Source organism: Candidatus Sphingomonas phytovorans, assembly GCA_029202385.1.
GTDB lineage: Bacteria > Pseudomonadota > Alphaproteobacteria > Sphingomonadales > Sphingomonadaceae > Sphingomonas > Sphingomonas phytovorans.
Genome location: CP119314.1, coordinates 5013149 through 5025049 on the forward strand (window position 1 = coordinate 5013149; position 11901 = coordinate 5025049).

Consider the following 11901-nt stretch of genomic DNA (forward strand, 5'->3'; position numbering starts at 1 on the left):
CGATTCGAACGCGCTTCAAGTGTATCATTCAACTATAACACTTGTCACGATGCGACAGGGTAGCGGAAAAATGGTGCGCGATCGATCCCGGGTGAGTCGAGTGACTGATGCGGACTGAATCGGGGAAAGGCCAGATGGGCTCGCGCGGGCGCACGGGTCGTTCTGGCGCATGACGCTGTTCGGCGACGGCCGAGCCGCACGGCGGCTAACAGTGTGTCTGTACCGTAACCCTGCTTCTTCCCCGGTGAAGGGCAAGCGGATCAGGTGTGCGGCACCGTCAGATACTGCATCGCGCCGATATCGTTACCCTCGGTATCAAGGAACCGGATCAACGCGCCGACGGTCGGAATGATGCCCTTGGCATAGGTGATCGTTCCGCCATTGGCCTCGACCAGTGCGGCGACCGCGTCGACATCGTCGACCGCGAAGGTGGGCTCGACCCCGTTCAGGCCCTCGCCGGTGCACGGCGTCTGCCGGGCATGCATCAGCCCCTGCACGCCGGGTGACGCCTCGCTGCCGGTATGGATCAGATAGAAGCCGGGCGGACCCCAGGGTTCGAATTCCCAGCCGAACACGGCCTCGTAGAAGGCGCGGGCACGATCCAGATCGTCGACATGGATGGCGAAGGAGGCGAGGTTCGCTGGCATGCGCACATCCTGCGTCGCTGGCGCGTGAGCCGCAATAGCGCTATTCTGCCAATGAATGTCGCAAAAACGTCGCACCGCAGCTGACGAGCCCTATCTGGTGGTGCGCAGCAGCGCGTCCGATCTCGCGCCCGGCCGGGCGATCCGCGAGCATGCGCATGACTGGCATCAGCTCATCCACGCGACCAGCGGGGTCCTGATGATCGCGACCGGCGGCGGCTCCTGGGTGGTGCCGCCGAGCTGGGGTGTCTGGGTGCCGGCCGGCGTGCGGCACGCGATCCGCGCGTCCGGGCACAGCGCCTTCCGAACGGTCTATGTCGCGCCGGGATGCGTGCCCGATCTGCCGGAGGCCTGCACCGCCGTCACCGTCTCTCCACTGTTGCGCGAGCTGATCCTGCGCATCGTCGCGATCGGCATGGCCGACCGCCGCGACACGATCGAATCCGCGCTCGCCATCCTGCTGCTTGACGAGATGCGCCGTGCGCCGGTCCCGCCCTTCAGCCTGCCGGAGCCGCGCTCCGACACGACCCGCCGGGCCGCCGAATGGCTTTTCTCGGGCGGGGCAGAGGCGGGAATCCCCGAGCTCGCCCGTGCCGTCGGCCTAAGCGTCCGCGCGCTGGAGCGCCGCTTCGTCGCCGAGACGGGCATGAGCCTCGGCCGCTGGCGCCGTCAGGGCGCGCTGCTTGCCTCGCTCGAGCGTCTCGGCGCAGGGGCCAGCGTCAAACAGGCTGCTGCCATCGCCGGCTACGCCACGCCAAGCGCCTTCATCGCTGCCTTCCGGGCGCAGTTCGGGACGACACCGGCGCGATATTTCACGCCGGTTTGATCCTCTATCGCAGCGTGGTGGTCGTATGGATCGCCGCGAGCATGCCTGGAATCCAGTGATCCCCGTCGCGCAGCCGGAAGGTATTGGCATAACCCCAGGCGCAGCTCTGCACGCCGACCGAGGCATAGGCGGCTGTGATCGTGCCGTAATAGTTGATCCGCTCGCTCACGGGCACACCGGCCACGTCGTTCGCGCCATATTCGCCGACGAACGGCACTCGCCCGGTCCGCGCGATATAATCGCGCACCGTCTGCAGGTTGCGATTGATCTCGGCGATGTCGGCGGCGGTGCCGAAGGCCCGGCCGAGTGGCGGGGCCGGCGTCACCCATGTGGCACCCTGATGGGTAAAGGCGAACGGATCGTAATAGTGGAAGGTCGGGATGACATTCGGGTCGGCCGGCATCGGCAAGGTTGCGAGCGAATTGATATTGCTCCAGCCTTCGCCGCCGATGATGACCGGCCGGGTCGGGTTGGTCGCCCGGATCTGGGCAAGCGCAGGCCCGATGATCGCGGGCAGCTTCGCATTGGTCAGGTTGGTATTCGGCTCGTTGATCAGCTCGAACCAGACGGTCGCCGGCGCGGTGGCGAATTCGGCGGCGATCTGTTTCCATAGCCCGGCGAAGCGCGCCGCATTGGCGTCGGGCGCAGCCATCAGCTCGTCGTAATTGTGCAGGTCGATGATCACGTTGAGTCCCGCTGTCGTGGCGAGACCGACGACATGCCGCACCCGGGCCATGAACGCTGCATCGATCGTGTAGGGCGCGGCGATGGCGGCATGGCCGGAGAAACGGACCGGCAGGCGCACGCTGGCGAATCCCGCTGCCTTGATGATAGTGAAATCGTCGTCGGCGATCGCCCGACCCCAGTCACCTTCGTTCGGTGCTTCCAGATGATTGCCCATGTTGACGCATTTGCCCAGCGGCAGCGCGATGCCGACGGTGGGAATCGCCGCTGCGACGGGTGTATAGGATGCGGCAGGTGTCGGAGCCGGTGTCGAAGAAGGGGATGGTGAGGGAGTTGGGGCTGGCGGCGGGGTGGCCGTTGCGGTGGCGTCGCTGCCGCAACCCGCGATGGACAGTCCCAGTGCGCAGGCGACCATCAGGCTTCGCTTCATTGAATCTCTCCCGATACCGCGCCTTGATGGGCGCTGCTTCTTGTCGAACGTTGTCAATCTGCCCGGTGACAGCGCGTCGTACAATCCCGAAATGCAAAGCCGGTCTCAGCCGGCGGGCGCCGCCCTGTCGGTGATCCGGTCGCGCTGCCATACGGTGAAGCGTGCGTTGCGCTTCGATCGCATGGCGCGGCGGATTGCCGCCTTGTCGAAACCATGACCGTCGCCGATCCGGCTGAGCAGCTCGTGCCCGGGTAGCACGCCGGCCGGCAGCACGAACAGGATGCGGTCCTCGGCATCCGCCAGCAGCCAGCAGGGATCAGTCGGGGAATGGCCGGCATCCTGCGTCTCGACCATGATCCTGGCCACCTTGCCCAGCATCCGCCACCCCGACGGGTCGTCGAGCCGTCGCGGCCGGACGGATCCCCTGGCCCGCGCGCGCGCATCCAGCAAATGGTGGAACAGGCCCCGTAATGTCATCATGCCCCCGCATGTGTCTGGCGATGACGATAGGGGCACTGAAATCAGCCGGAAAGCGGGAATCTGCAGCGATTGTCTCGAATCTGCGCGCCCTGGACATCAGATGTGGCGATCAGTCTGTTGCTTCGCGTGACATCCGCCCTTTCCGCGGCGCAGCAATTGCGCTATCGGCGCCCGCAACCTATTCCCTATAAAATATCGAGTGACCCAATGAGCCTCCGCAACGTGGCGATCATCGCCCATGTCGATCACGGCAAGACGACCCTGGTCGATCAGCTCTTCCGCCAGTCCGGCACCTTCCGCGATAACCAGCGCGTCGAAGAGCGCGCGATGGATTCGAACGACCTCGAAAAAGAACGCGGCATCACCATCCTCGCCAAGCCGACCTCGATCGAATGGATCGACGGCGCCGGCGTCGCGACCCGCATCAATATCGTCGACACCCCGGGCCACGCCGATTTCGGCGGCGAGGTGGAACGCATCCTCTCGATGGTCGATGGCGTGATCCTGCTGGTCGATTCGGCCGAAGGCGCGATGCCGCAGACCAAGTTCGTCACCGGCAAGGCGCTGGCGCTGGGCCTGCGCCCGATCGTCGTCGTCAACAAGGTCGACCGCAGTGACGCGCGCATCCAGGAAGTGCTGGACGAAGTGTTCGACCTGTTCGTCTCGCTCGAGGCGACTGACGAGCAGCTTGATTTCCCGGTGCTCTACGCCTCGGGCCGCAACGGCTATGCCTCGACCGACGAGAATGCGCGCGAAGGCACGCTGACCCCGATGTTCGAGACGATCGTCAGCCACATCCCGGCACCGAGCGTCGATGTCGACGCGCCCTTCACCTTCCTGGTGACGCTGCTCGACCGCGACAACTTCCTTGGTCGTATCCTCACCGGCCGGGTCAATTCCGGCACGGTGAAGCTCAACCAGCCGATCCACGCGCTGAACAATGACGGCAAGATCGTCGAAGCGGGTCGCGCCTCGAAGATCATGACCTTCCGCGGGCTCGAGCGTGTCCCGGCCGAGGAAGCCAAGGCAGGCGACATCATCTCGCTCGCCGGCCTGACCGTCGCGACGGTGTCCGATACCATCGCCGACATCACCGTCAGCGAGCCGCTCCACGCCCAGCCGATCGATCCGCCGACCCTGTCGATGCGCTTCGCGGTGAACGATTCGCCGATGGCCGGCCGTGAGGGTACCAAGGTGACCTCGCGCATGATCCGCGACCGCCTGTTCCGCGAGGCCGAATCGAACGTCGCGGTCAAGGTGACCGAAGCCGCCGATCGCGACAGCTACGAAGTCGCCGGGCGCGGCGAGCTTCAGCTCGGCGTGCTGATCGAGACGATGCGCCGCGAAGGCTTCGAACTCGGCATCAGCCGCCCGCGCGTGCTGTTCGGTGAGGATGAGGACGGCAAGAAGACCGAACCGTACGAAACCGTCATCATCGACGTGGACGAGGAATATTCGGGCACGGTCGTCGAGAAGATGAACCTGCGCAAGGCCGAGATGACCGACATGCGTCCCTCGGGCGGCGGCAAGACCCGCATCACCTTCTCCGCGCCCTCGCGCGGCATGATCGGCTATCACGGCGAGTTCCTGTCGGATACGCGCGGCACCGGCATCATGAACCGGCTGTTCGAGAAATATGGCCCGCACAAGGGCAATATCGAGGGCCGCAAGAACGGCGTGCTGATCTCGAACGGTTCGGGCGAAGCCAACAGCTATGCGCTCGGCCCGCTCGAGGAGCGCGGTATCCTGTTCGTCGGCCATGGCGAGGCGTTGTACGAGGGCATGATCGTCGGCGAGAACGCCAAGACGGATGACCTCGAAGTCAATCCGATGAAGGCGAAGCAGCTCACCAACTTCCGCGCCTCGGGCGGCAAGGACGACGCGATCCGCCTGACCCCGCCGAAGAAGATGACGCTTGAGCAGGCCATCGCGTACATCGACGATGACGAGATGGTCGAGGTCACGCCCAAGTCGATCCGCCTGCGCAAGCGCTACCTCGATCCGCACGAGCGCAAAAAGGCCTCGCGCGCCAAGCAGGCGGCTTAACGCTTGGCAGCGGGCTGTCGGCAGGTCTAGCATCCCCCGGGGTTCAATCTGGGGGATAGCATGAAGAAGATTCTGACGCGGCCTTGGCGCCTCTATGCTGATTTTGCGGGCCGCTCGCAGCGGACCGAATATTTCATGTTCTTCATTGCGCTTTACAGCGTGATGGCGCTGTTGGCGCTCTTCGCGGGAGTGTTCACGCGGGGGTTCAACGCTTTCGGTTCCGGGGGCGGTTCAACCGTCGCAATGATTGCAATGATCGTGCTCGTGCTGTTGGGGCTCGCCGCCATCATCCCGAGCTGGGCGGTTACGATCCGGCGCCTGCACGATCAGGATAAATCCGGCTGGTTCGCCCTTCTGGTCTTCATCCCCTATATTGGCGGACTGATCATGATCGTGCTCGCTTTCCTGCCCGGCACCCCGGGCGAGAACGATTATGGTTTCGATCCTCGCACGGACGAGCAGGAAGATTCAGACCGACTGGGCGACGTCTTTTCCTGATCTACCGCGATCAGGCGTCACCCATTCCCGTCAGCACCGCCCATTGCGCGGCGCTGACGGGGCTGACCGACAGGCGCGATTGGCGCAGCATTTCCATGCCCGCCAGCTTCGGTTCCGCCTTCATCGCCGCCAGCGTCACTGGCTTCGCCAGTGCCTCGACCGGCTTTACCGCGACCGACACCCAGCGCGGCTCGTCGCCGTCCTGTTGCGCCGTGCGGATGATCTCCATCACGCCCACTGCGGCCTTTTCCTTGCCTGAATGGTAGAACAGCCCGCGGTCGCCCACCGCCATTGCCTTCAGGTGAAGCGCAGCGGCCGGATTGCGCACGCCGGTCCATTCGGTCTCGCCCTCGCGGATCAGGTCGTCCCAGCTATAGCTTTCGGGTTCGGATTTCAGCAGCCAGTACGCCATCATCGTCTCCTTGGGTGAGCCCGACTTTACTTCGTGCGAAGGACGTTTCAACGCCTGACCTTGAGCGGCCGCCTTTGAGCCGGGCCACGCTGAACGGCGGTTAAACGCCGCATTCCGCACGAGTTCAGACCGACTCGATCATGATGCAACAAGCTGGAGCGTTGCCGCGTTATCCCCCCGATGCGGCTACGGGCTTGCTGACAAGAGGAGGTTCGAGATGAACGATTTTGTGAAGAAGGCCGGCCTCGGCGTGGCGCTCGCCGCGACAGCGCTGACCACTGCGGTCCCCGCGGACGCGCAACGCTATCGCCATTATCGGCATGGCGACGGTGCTGGCACCGCGATCGTCGCCGGCATCGCCGGTCTCGCGATCGGCGCGGCCATCGCGTCCAACGGCCGCGATCGCGACCGCTATTATCGTGAGCGCGGTTACGATCCCTATTATGACGACGGCTATTATCGCAGCCACGGCTATTACCCGAATGACGGTTACTACGCCTATCGCTACCGGCCGAACTACCAGCGCTGCTGGATCGAGCGTCGCTACGACCGCTATTACGGATACCCGGTCCGGGTCCGGGTCTGCAATTGATCGCGACACCGGCCTGAAGGAGACGGCGTGGGCCCGGTCCACGCCGTTTTCGTATCGCCGCTCTGGCATCGCGCGCGATTTTGCGTCATGAGCCCGCCCCATGACCGATACACCGCCAGACCGCCTGTCCTCCAACCCGCGCAGCCCGCATTTCGACGAAGCGAAGCTGTCGCGCGGGATCGGCATCCGCTTCAAGGGTGCCGAACGCCGCGACGTCGAGGAATATTCGATCTCCGAAGGCTGGATCCGCGTCGCGCTCGGCAAGAAGGTCGATCGCCACGGCCAGCCGCTCACGCTGAAGCTCAGCGGCCCGGTCGAGGCCTGGTTCGAGAATCCCGCCCCCGGCGCGGATGATGCTGCGGACGAGGACGGGGCGGAAGCGTAAGGCTCGCGCTCAGCGCCAGTCGAACGCTGCCTGCGCCGCCGCAGTCAGTGCGGCCATCGCGGTGCGATAGGGGTTCGGCCCATGGCTGATCCGCGCGACGCCAGCACCAGCCACCTCCCGGGCACCCGGTGCGCCTGGAAAGGCCATGAAATTGACCGGCAGCGATACTTCGCGGCAGACCCTGCCCAGCAGCGCGAGGTCGACCAGCCCGGGCACGAAAAAGCCGCTGGCGCCAGCATCGGCATAGGCCTTGCCCCGCGCGATCGCCGTGTCGGCCTTTTCCTCGTCATGAGTCGCCGGGGCGTTCTGAAGGAAGATGTCGGTGCGGGCGTTGATGAAGAAGGACGGGCCGGTGGCGGCGCGCATCGCCGCGATCCGTGCGACCTGGAAGTCGACCGGGTGCAGGCCTTCGCCGCCGACCACCTGATCCTCGAAATTGCACCCGATCGCGCCGGTCGCCGCCAGCCTGGAGGCATTGGCCGCCACCGCCTCGGGTTCGACGGCATAGCCGCCCTCGAAATCGATCGAGACCGGCAGGTCGACCGCGCCCGCGATCCGGGTCGCGCCGGCCAGCGCGATCTCGAGCGGCAAGCCCTCGCCATCGCCATAGGCCTGCGCCGCCGCGACTGACCAGCTGCCGGTCGCGATCGCCTTGGCCCCGGCGCTCGCCACTGCGCGCGCGCTGCCCGCGTCCCAGGCATTGTACAGGATCAGCGGGTCGCCAGGCACATGCAACGCCGCGAAGGTTCTGAACTTGTCCTGCATCTCTCGTCCCGACCCGACTTTGTTTTATCCTATCTGCGACCGAGCAGCCTCGCCGTCAATCGACGCAGGCGGCTGGGCGGCACCTGCGGATACAGGCCGTCATAATGGGAGAACACTCCCGGATCGCGCGCGGCCCAGATTTCAAGCCGCCTCCGCTTGCCCTCGGTGGCGTGGTTGAAGCGCAGCCGGGTGTGAGGAAAGCCGCACGAGGCGAGCATCTGGCGCACGACGGTCTCCCCCGTCGGATACCAGGCGAGACCGTCGACGCCGGACATCAGCAGCGTTCGGCTTTCCGGATTCAGGATCAGCCCGTCCTGCTTCGCCGGGAACGTCTCGGTGTTGACGATCAGCACCTCCCGGGTCAGGTCGGCCGCGATCTTCAGCCCGGCGACCGGATCGGGCAGATGATACAGGATGCCGCTGAACAGCGTTACGTCGAACGGTTTCAGGCCAAGCTCGGGCACGTCCGCCAGCGCGCATACGCCTGCATCGATATCCGCGCTCGGCAGGCGGCCGGCCAGGAAATGCGCCTGGCGAATCCAGTGCTCGCGCACGTCGAAGCCGAAGCAGCGCCCGGCTCCCATCCGCCTGGCCGCGAACAGATAGCCGCCGGCATTGCACGCGCAGTCGAGAAATGACCGGCCCCGCAGTCCCTCGGGAAAGAGGTCGCCGAACGCCCGCGCGAATTTGGCGTAGGGATCGACGATGCTGGGCGTGCCGAGTGCTGGGTCCGGCTCGGGGCGATAGGCCGGGTCCCCGGTGCGGATGCCCGGCGCTATCTCGATATCATGGTGCCACGGCCCAAGGCGGCGAATCTCCGCCCCAAGCTCATCCGTCGTCATCGTGCGTGTCCCCCGGTTTCGTCGGGCCGGGGGCGCGACGTCGCGGCTTAATGCACGAAGCGCGCGACCACGTCACGATAGGAGCGCGAGACCTTCACCTGCGCGCCCGATCCAAGCACCAGGAAGCACTCGCCATTGGTGTGCGGCTTCACTTCCTTGACCAGGTCGAGATTGACGATGGTCGACCGGTGCACACGCTGGAAACGGCGCGGGTCGAGCCGTTTCTCCAGGTCCTTCATCGTCTCGCGCAGGATCAGCGTGTTGTCGCCGGTATAGATGCACATGTAATCGCCGGCCGCGTCGATCCGCTCGATCGTGTCGACATCGACCCGGAAGATCTGGCCGCGGTCCTTGATGTTGATCAGCTTCTCGAAGCGGTTGGCGGAAACCTGGTCGCCGCCGTCGGCAAGGTTCTCGACTGAATCCGGCGCCACCTCGGCCAGCACTTCCTTCAGCCGGTCGACCTCCTCGATGCCGCGCTTCTCCGCCAGCCGCTGCCGCACCCGGTCGAGCGTGTCGGCCAGCCGGGATTCCTCGACCGGCTTCATCAGATAGTCGACCGCCTGCGCCTCGAAAGCCTTCAGCGCATGGTCGGAATAGGCGGTGACGAACACGAACAGCGGCGGTTCGACCTCCATCAGCCCCTGCACCACCGAGAAGCCGTCGAAACCGGGCATCTGGATGTCGAGGAAGACGAGGTCGGGCTTGTGGGTCTTGATGGCGCGGATAGCCTCGCGCCCATTCTGGCATTTGTCGATGATCTCGACATCCTCGTGCGCCTGGAGGCGAAGCTCGAGCCCCTGGATCGCCAGCGGTTCGTCATCCACCAATATCGTACGGATCGTCATGCTACCTCTCTAACCGGTTCCCCGAGCTGGAACGGAATCTCAATCTCGACCCCGAAGCCGCCCCCGGGAATGGAGCGGGTCTCGAAGCGGTGGTCGGGCCCATATGCCTGAGCGAGCCGCTCCCTTATATTGGCAAGCCCGACCCCGGTTGAAAGGCTTGGCCGTGCTTTCATTTCATTCAAGCCCGGTCCGGTGTCGGATACGGCGATCTGCACCCGATCCCCGGCGAGCCGCGCGGTGACGGCGATTTCGGCGCCTTCCTCCTTGGGCGTGACGGCATATTTGATTGCGTTCTCGACCAGCGGCTGAAGCAGCAGCGACGGCAGTCGCGCCTTGGTGACTCGCGGATCGACCTCGAAGCTCGGGCGCAGCCTGTCCTCGAACCGCATCTTCTCGATCTCGAGATAGAGTTTCAGCGTCTCGACCTCCTGAGCGATCGTCACATGCGCGGTCGGCTCGTTGGCCAGCGTATAGCGCAGGAAGGAGGACAGCCGGCTCAGCATCGCGTTCGCCCGCTCGGTCTGCTTCAGCAGCACCAGCGTCGAGATGGAGTTAAGCGTGTTGAACAGGAAATGCGGGTTGAGCTGGTAGCGCAGCATCGCCAGCTGCGCGGAGCTCGCCGTATTCTCCAGCGCCGCCAGCTGGTCGATCTGCTCTTCGACGATCAGGTAGAAATTGATCCCGAAATACAGCGCCGACCAGCCCGCCAGCACGGTGAAATTAAGGAACACCGTGCCCAGCACCAAGCTGACGTTCAGGCCCGGATTGGCCATCTTGATGAACGAGAAGGAAAAGGCGTCGAGCACCGCGTAAAGTACTGTCGCGGCGCCCAGCGTCAGGATCGTCAGGATCACCGCCGCGATGCGCGGCTGGCGCCGGTAATAATGATAGAGCGTCGAGAGTAGCAGCGTGATGCAATAGCCGATGATCGATTCGACCACGACGAGCAGCGTCGCCGTCAGGTCGAGCCCGTTGGAGATGCTGGAGACGCTGCGCAGGATCAGATAGCCGGTCCAGCCAGCCGCCTGCAGCCGCCAGAAGGCACGACTCTTGTCTTCGAAAAAGGGCCGCGAAAAGATCGCGGGCTTGGTGAACAGCGGCATGGGCGGGGGTCTTAACCCGACTGGGACCGATGCGCAAAGTGCGGTGGGGTGGGGTAAGGCTGTTGGATGCGCGAAGCTCTTTCTCCCTCTCCCTCTGGGGGAGAGGGAAGGGGCCCGCTGCCGGAAGCAGTGGGAAGGGTGAGGGGGACACTCGCGAATGTCCCGAACCTCACTCCCCCTCATCCGGGGCTACGCGGCACCAGTTTTGTCGAGCCTCGGACAAAACATGCTCCCAGCATGTTTTAGAAATGCCCGGGGCGCATTTCGACCCGAGGCTCGACAAAACTCCCACAAGGGGAGAAGGAAGAAGCGCGAACGGGATGCAAAAGCCCGGCAGAACTGAGGAGAGAGAAGCCATGACCCAGCATCAGGACCGCGCCCAGTTCACCGCGATGGTGGAGGGCACCCAGCAGGACTGGAACATCATCGGCGGCCATTTCCGCGATTTCGCGAAGGAACTGCCCGCCCGCGTGCTGACTCATCTCAAGCTGCTGGAGGGCGATTTCGGCGGCTTCCCGGTCGATCGCCTCGAACATTCCCTCCAGACCGCGACTCGCGCCCATCGTGACGGGCGGGACGAGGCCTATGTGGTGATGGCGCTGCTCCACGACATCGGCGACACGCTCGGAACGTTTAACCATCCGGAGATCGGCGCGGCGATGCTCCGCCCCTTCGTGTCGGAGGAGGTGCACTGGATCGCCAACACCCACGGCGTGTTCCAGGGCTATTATTTCTTCCACTATCTCGGGATGGACCGGGATCTGCGCGAGAATTATCGGGGCCACCAGCATTTCGAGGCCTGCGCCGAATTCTGCGAGAAATACGACCAGTCGGCCTTCGACCCGACGTACGAAAGCGCACCGCTGAGCTTCTTCGAGCCGATGGTCGGACGCGTGTTCTCGCGGCCGCTCAACTCGGTCTATGCGAAGGTTGTTTGACGGGCGAATTTTGTCCAACGATATGCCAAGCGAAAGTCGCTACCGTGACGAACGCTTGAACGAGGCGGTGTTCCGCGCCTTGCCTGGTTCGCGACGTCGTGAGTCGGGTCGAGCAACGCAATAGCAAGCATCTGTGCTGCTGCGGGCGGCGGTTGTTTTTGTTTGACCGGGGCCGGTGCCTCTTCGATGGCAAGAGCGAGGTCGTCGAGTTGCCCTTTGTGAATCAAGCGGCTGGCGAATTGGGAGGACCGCTCTACCTTATCTCTTAAGAATGGTGTGCGCCGTCCGATGAGCATTCTCATCGTCGCACGATCTCGCGAGAAGCGGAATCTCAATAGACTCTATCTGTCCCAATCGACTCACTATGTGCTGTCCGCAGCCACGGCTGTGCGGTTTCAGTATACCAAG

General features: G+C 64.4%; 15 protein-coding genes. 6 read left to right on the forward strand and 9 right to left on the reverse strand.

Annotated features, from left to right (window positions below; all coding sequences use genetic code 11):
• Positions 1-260: 260 nt before the first annotated feature.
• Complete coding sequence (locus P0Y59_23010; protein ID WEJ99739.1) at positions 261-647, reverse strand: hypothetical protein; 387 nt, start codon at positions 645-647, stop codon at positions 261-263.
• Positions 648-702: 55 nt separating this feature from the next.
• Here P0Y59_23010 and P0Y59_23015 point away from each other — a divergent pair, with 55 nt between their 5' ends.
• Positions 703-1470 (forward strand): helix-turn-helix transcriptional regulator, encoded by a 768-nt coding sequence (locus P0Y59_23015; GenBank protein ID WEJ99740.1) that lies wholly within the window; start codon positions 703-705, stop codon positions 1468-1470.
• Positions 1471-1474: 4 nt separating this feature from the next.
• Here P0Y59_23015 and P0Y59_23020 read toward each other — a convergent pair whose 3' ends face one another.
• Together P0Y59_23020 and P0Y59_23025 are read right to left on the reverse strand one after the other, a co-directional pair.
• A complete protein-coding gene (locus P0Y59_23020) occupies positions 1475-2584 on the reverse strand; it encodes a glycoside hydrolase family 5 protein (GenBank protein WEJ99741.1) in 1110 nt (369 codons plus the stop codon).
• 105 nt (positions 2585-2689) lie between these two features.
• Positions 2690-3064 carry a hypothetical protein gene (locus tag P0Y59_23025; protein WEJ99742.1) on the reverse strand — a complete coding sequence of 125 codons (375 nt, stop codon included), beginning with the start codon at positions 3062-3064 and terminating at the stop codon, positions 2690-2692.
• Positions 3065-3271: 207 nt separating this feature from the next.
• Here P0Y59_23025 and P0Y59_23030 point away from each other — a divergent pair, with 207 nt between their 5' ends.
• Both P0Y59_23030 and P0Y59_23035 read left to right on the forward strand, forming a co-directional pair.
• On the forward strand, positions 3272-5110 hold the full coding sequence (locus P0Y59_23030) for a GTP-binding protein TypA (protein WEJ99743.1): 1839 nt from the start codon (positions 3272-3274) through the stop codon (positions 5108-5110).
• A gap of 60 nt (positions 5111-5170) precedes the next feature.
• A complete protein-coding gene (locus P0Y59_23035; protein ID WEJ99744.1) occupies positions 5171-5608 on the forward strand; it encodes a DUF805 domain-containing protein in 438 nt (145 codons plus the stop codon).
• Positions 5609-5618: 10 nt separating this feature from the next.
• On the opposite strand, the gene P0Y59_23040 is transcribed toward P0Y59_23035, so the two are convergent.
• Complete coding sequence (locus P0Y59_23040) at positions 5619-6020, reverse strand: EVE domain-containing protein (protein ID WEJ99745.1); 402 nt, start codon at positions 6018-6020, stop codon at positions 5619-5621.
• Between the two features lie 217 nt (positions 6021-6237).
• Between P0Y59_23040 and P0Y59_23045 the strand changes: the two genes are divergently transcribed.
• Positions 6238-6612 (forward strand): hypothetical protein, encoded by a 375-nt coding sequence (locus P0Y59_23045; GenBank protein WEJ99746.1) that lies wholly within the window; start codon positions 6238-6240, stop codon positions 6610-6612.
• 100 nt (positions 6613-6712) lie between these two features.
• Complete coding sequence (locus P0Y59_23050; GenBank protein ID WEJ99747.1) at positions 6713-6997, forward strand: DUF3297 family protein; 285 nt, start codon at positions 6713-6715, stop codon at positions 6995-6997.
• Positions 6998-7006: 9 nt separating this feature from the next.
• On the opposite strand, the gene P0Y59_23055 is transcribed toward P0Y59_23050, so the two are convergent.
• Genes P0Y59_23055 through P0Y59_23070 form a run of 4 tightly spaced genes read right to left on the reverse strand, consistent with a single transcriptional unit; the run spans position 7007 to position 10555 of the window.
• A complete protein-coding gene (locus P0Y59_23055) occupies positions 7007-7762 on the reverse strand; it encodes an isocitrate lyase/phosphoenolpyruvate mutase family protein (GenBank protein WEJ99748.1) in 756 nt (251 codons plus the stop codon).
• Between the two features lie 29 nt (positions 7763-7791).
• Complete coding sequence (locus P0Y59_23060) at positions 7792-8604, reverse strand: methyltransferase domain-containing protein (GenBank protein WEJ99749.1); 813 nt, start codon at positions 8602-8604, stop codon at positions 7792-7794.
• A 47-nt stretch (positions 8605-8651) separates the two neighbouring features.
• Complete coding sequence (locus P0Y59_23065) at positions 8652-9452, reverse strand: LytTR family DNA-binding domain-containing protein (GenBank protein WEJ99750.1); 801 nt, start codon at positions 9450-9452, stop codon at positions 8652-8654.
• Positions 9449-10555, reverse strand: a complete 1107-nt coding sequence (locus P0Y59_23070; GenBank protein ID WEJ99751.1) for a histidine kinase — start codon at positions 10553-10555, stop codon at positions 9449-9451. The genes P0Y59_23065 and P0Y59_23070 overlap by 4 nt, the downstream gene beginning before the upstream one ends.
• Positions 10556-10911: 356 nt before the next feature.
• Between P0Y59_23070 and P0Y59_23075 the strand changes: the two genes are divergently transcribed.
• The gene (locus P0Y59_23075; GenBank protein WEJ99752.1) at positions 10912-11493 is read left to right on the forward strand and encodes an HD domain-containing protein; all 582 of its coding nucleotides are present in this window, start codon (positions 10912-10914) and stop codon (positions 11491-11493) included.
• Here P0Y59_23075 and P0Y59_23080 read toward each other — a convergent pair.
• Positions 11475-11795 carry a hypothetical protein gene (locus P0Y59_23080; protein WEJ99753.1) on the reverse strand — a complete coding sequence of 107 codons (321 nt, stop codon included), beginning with the start codon at positions 11793-11795 and terminating at the stop codon, positions 11475-11477. The genes P0Y59_23075 and P0Y59_23080 overlap by 19 nt on opposite strands.
• Between the last annotated feature and the right edge of the window lie 106 nt (positions 11796-11901).

Excerpts from the sequence above, each read along its gene's own strand:
- P0Y59_23045 (WEJ99746.1), top strand. The coding sequence starts at position 6,238 with ATGAACGATTTTGTGAAGAAGGCCGGCCTCGGCGTGGCGCTCGCCGCG.
- P0Y59_23030 (WEJ99743.1), top strand. The coding sequence starts at position 3,272 with ATGAGCCTCCGCAACGTGGCGATCATCGCCCATGTCGATCACGGCAAG.
- P0Y59_23010 (WEJ99739.1), bottom strand. The coding sequence starts at position 647 with ATGCCAGCGAACCTCGCCTCCTTCGCCATCCATGTCGACGATCTGGAT.
- P0Y59_23060 (WEJ99749.1), bottom strand. The coding sequence starts at position 8,604 with ATGACGACGGATGAGCTTGGGGCGGAGATTCGCCGCCTTGGGCCGTGG.
- P0Y59_23040 (WEJ99745.1), bottom strand. The coding sequence starts at position 6,020 with ATGGCGTACTGGCTGCTGAAATCCGAACCCGAAAGCTATAGCTGGGAC.
- P0Y59_23015 (WEJ99740.1), top strand. The coding sequence starts at position 703 with ATGTCGCAAAAACGTCGCACCGCAGCTGACGAGCCCTATCTGGTGGTG.
- P0Y59_23080 (WEJ99753.1), bottom strand. The coding sequence starts at position 11,795 with ATGAGAATGCTCATCGGACGGCGCACACCATTCTTAAGAGATAAGGTA.
- P0Y59_23025 (WEJ99742.1), bottom strand. The coding sequence starts at position 3,064 with ATGATGACATTACGGGGCCTGTTCCACCATTTGCTGGATGCGCGCGCG.
- P0Y59_23035 (WEJ99744.1), top strand. The coding sequence starts at position 5,171 with ATGAAGAAGATTCTGACGCGGCCTTGGCGCCTCTATGCTGATTTTGCG.
- P0Y59_23070 (WEJ99751.1), bottom strand. The coding sequence starts at position 10,555 with ATGCCGCTGTTCACCAAGCCCGCGATCTTTTCGCGGCCCTTTTTCGAA.
- P0Y59_23050 (WEJ99747.1), top strand. The coding sequence starts at position 6,713 with ATGACCGATACACCGCCAGACCGCCTGTCCTCCAACCCGCGCAGCCCG.
- P0Y59_23065 (WEJ99750.1), bottom strand. The coding sequence starts at position 9,452 with ATGACGATCCGTACGATATTGGTGGATGACGAACCGCTGGCGATCCAG.
- P0Y59_23075 (WEJ99752.1), top strand. The coding sequence starts at position 10,912 with ATGACCCAGCATCAGGACCGCGCCCAGTTCACCGCGATGGTGGAGGGC.
- P0Y59_23055 (WEJ99748.1), bottom strand. The coding sequence starts at position 7,762 with ATGCAGGACAAGTTCAGAACCTTCGCGGCGTTGCATGTGCCTGGCGAC.
- P0Y59_23020 (WEJ99741.1), bottom strand. The coding sequence starts at position 2,584 with ATGAAGCGAAGCCTGATGGTCGCCTGCGCACTGGGACTGTCCATCGCG.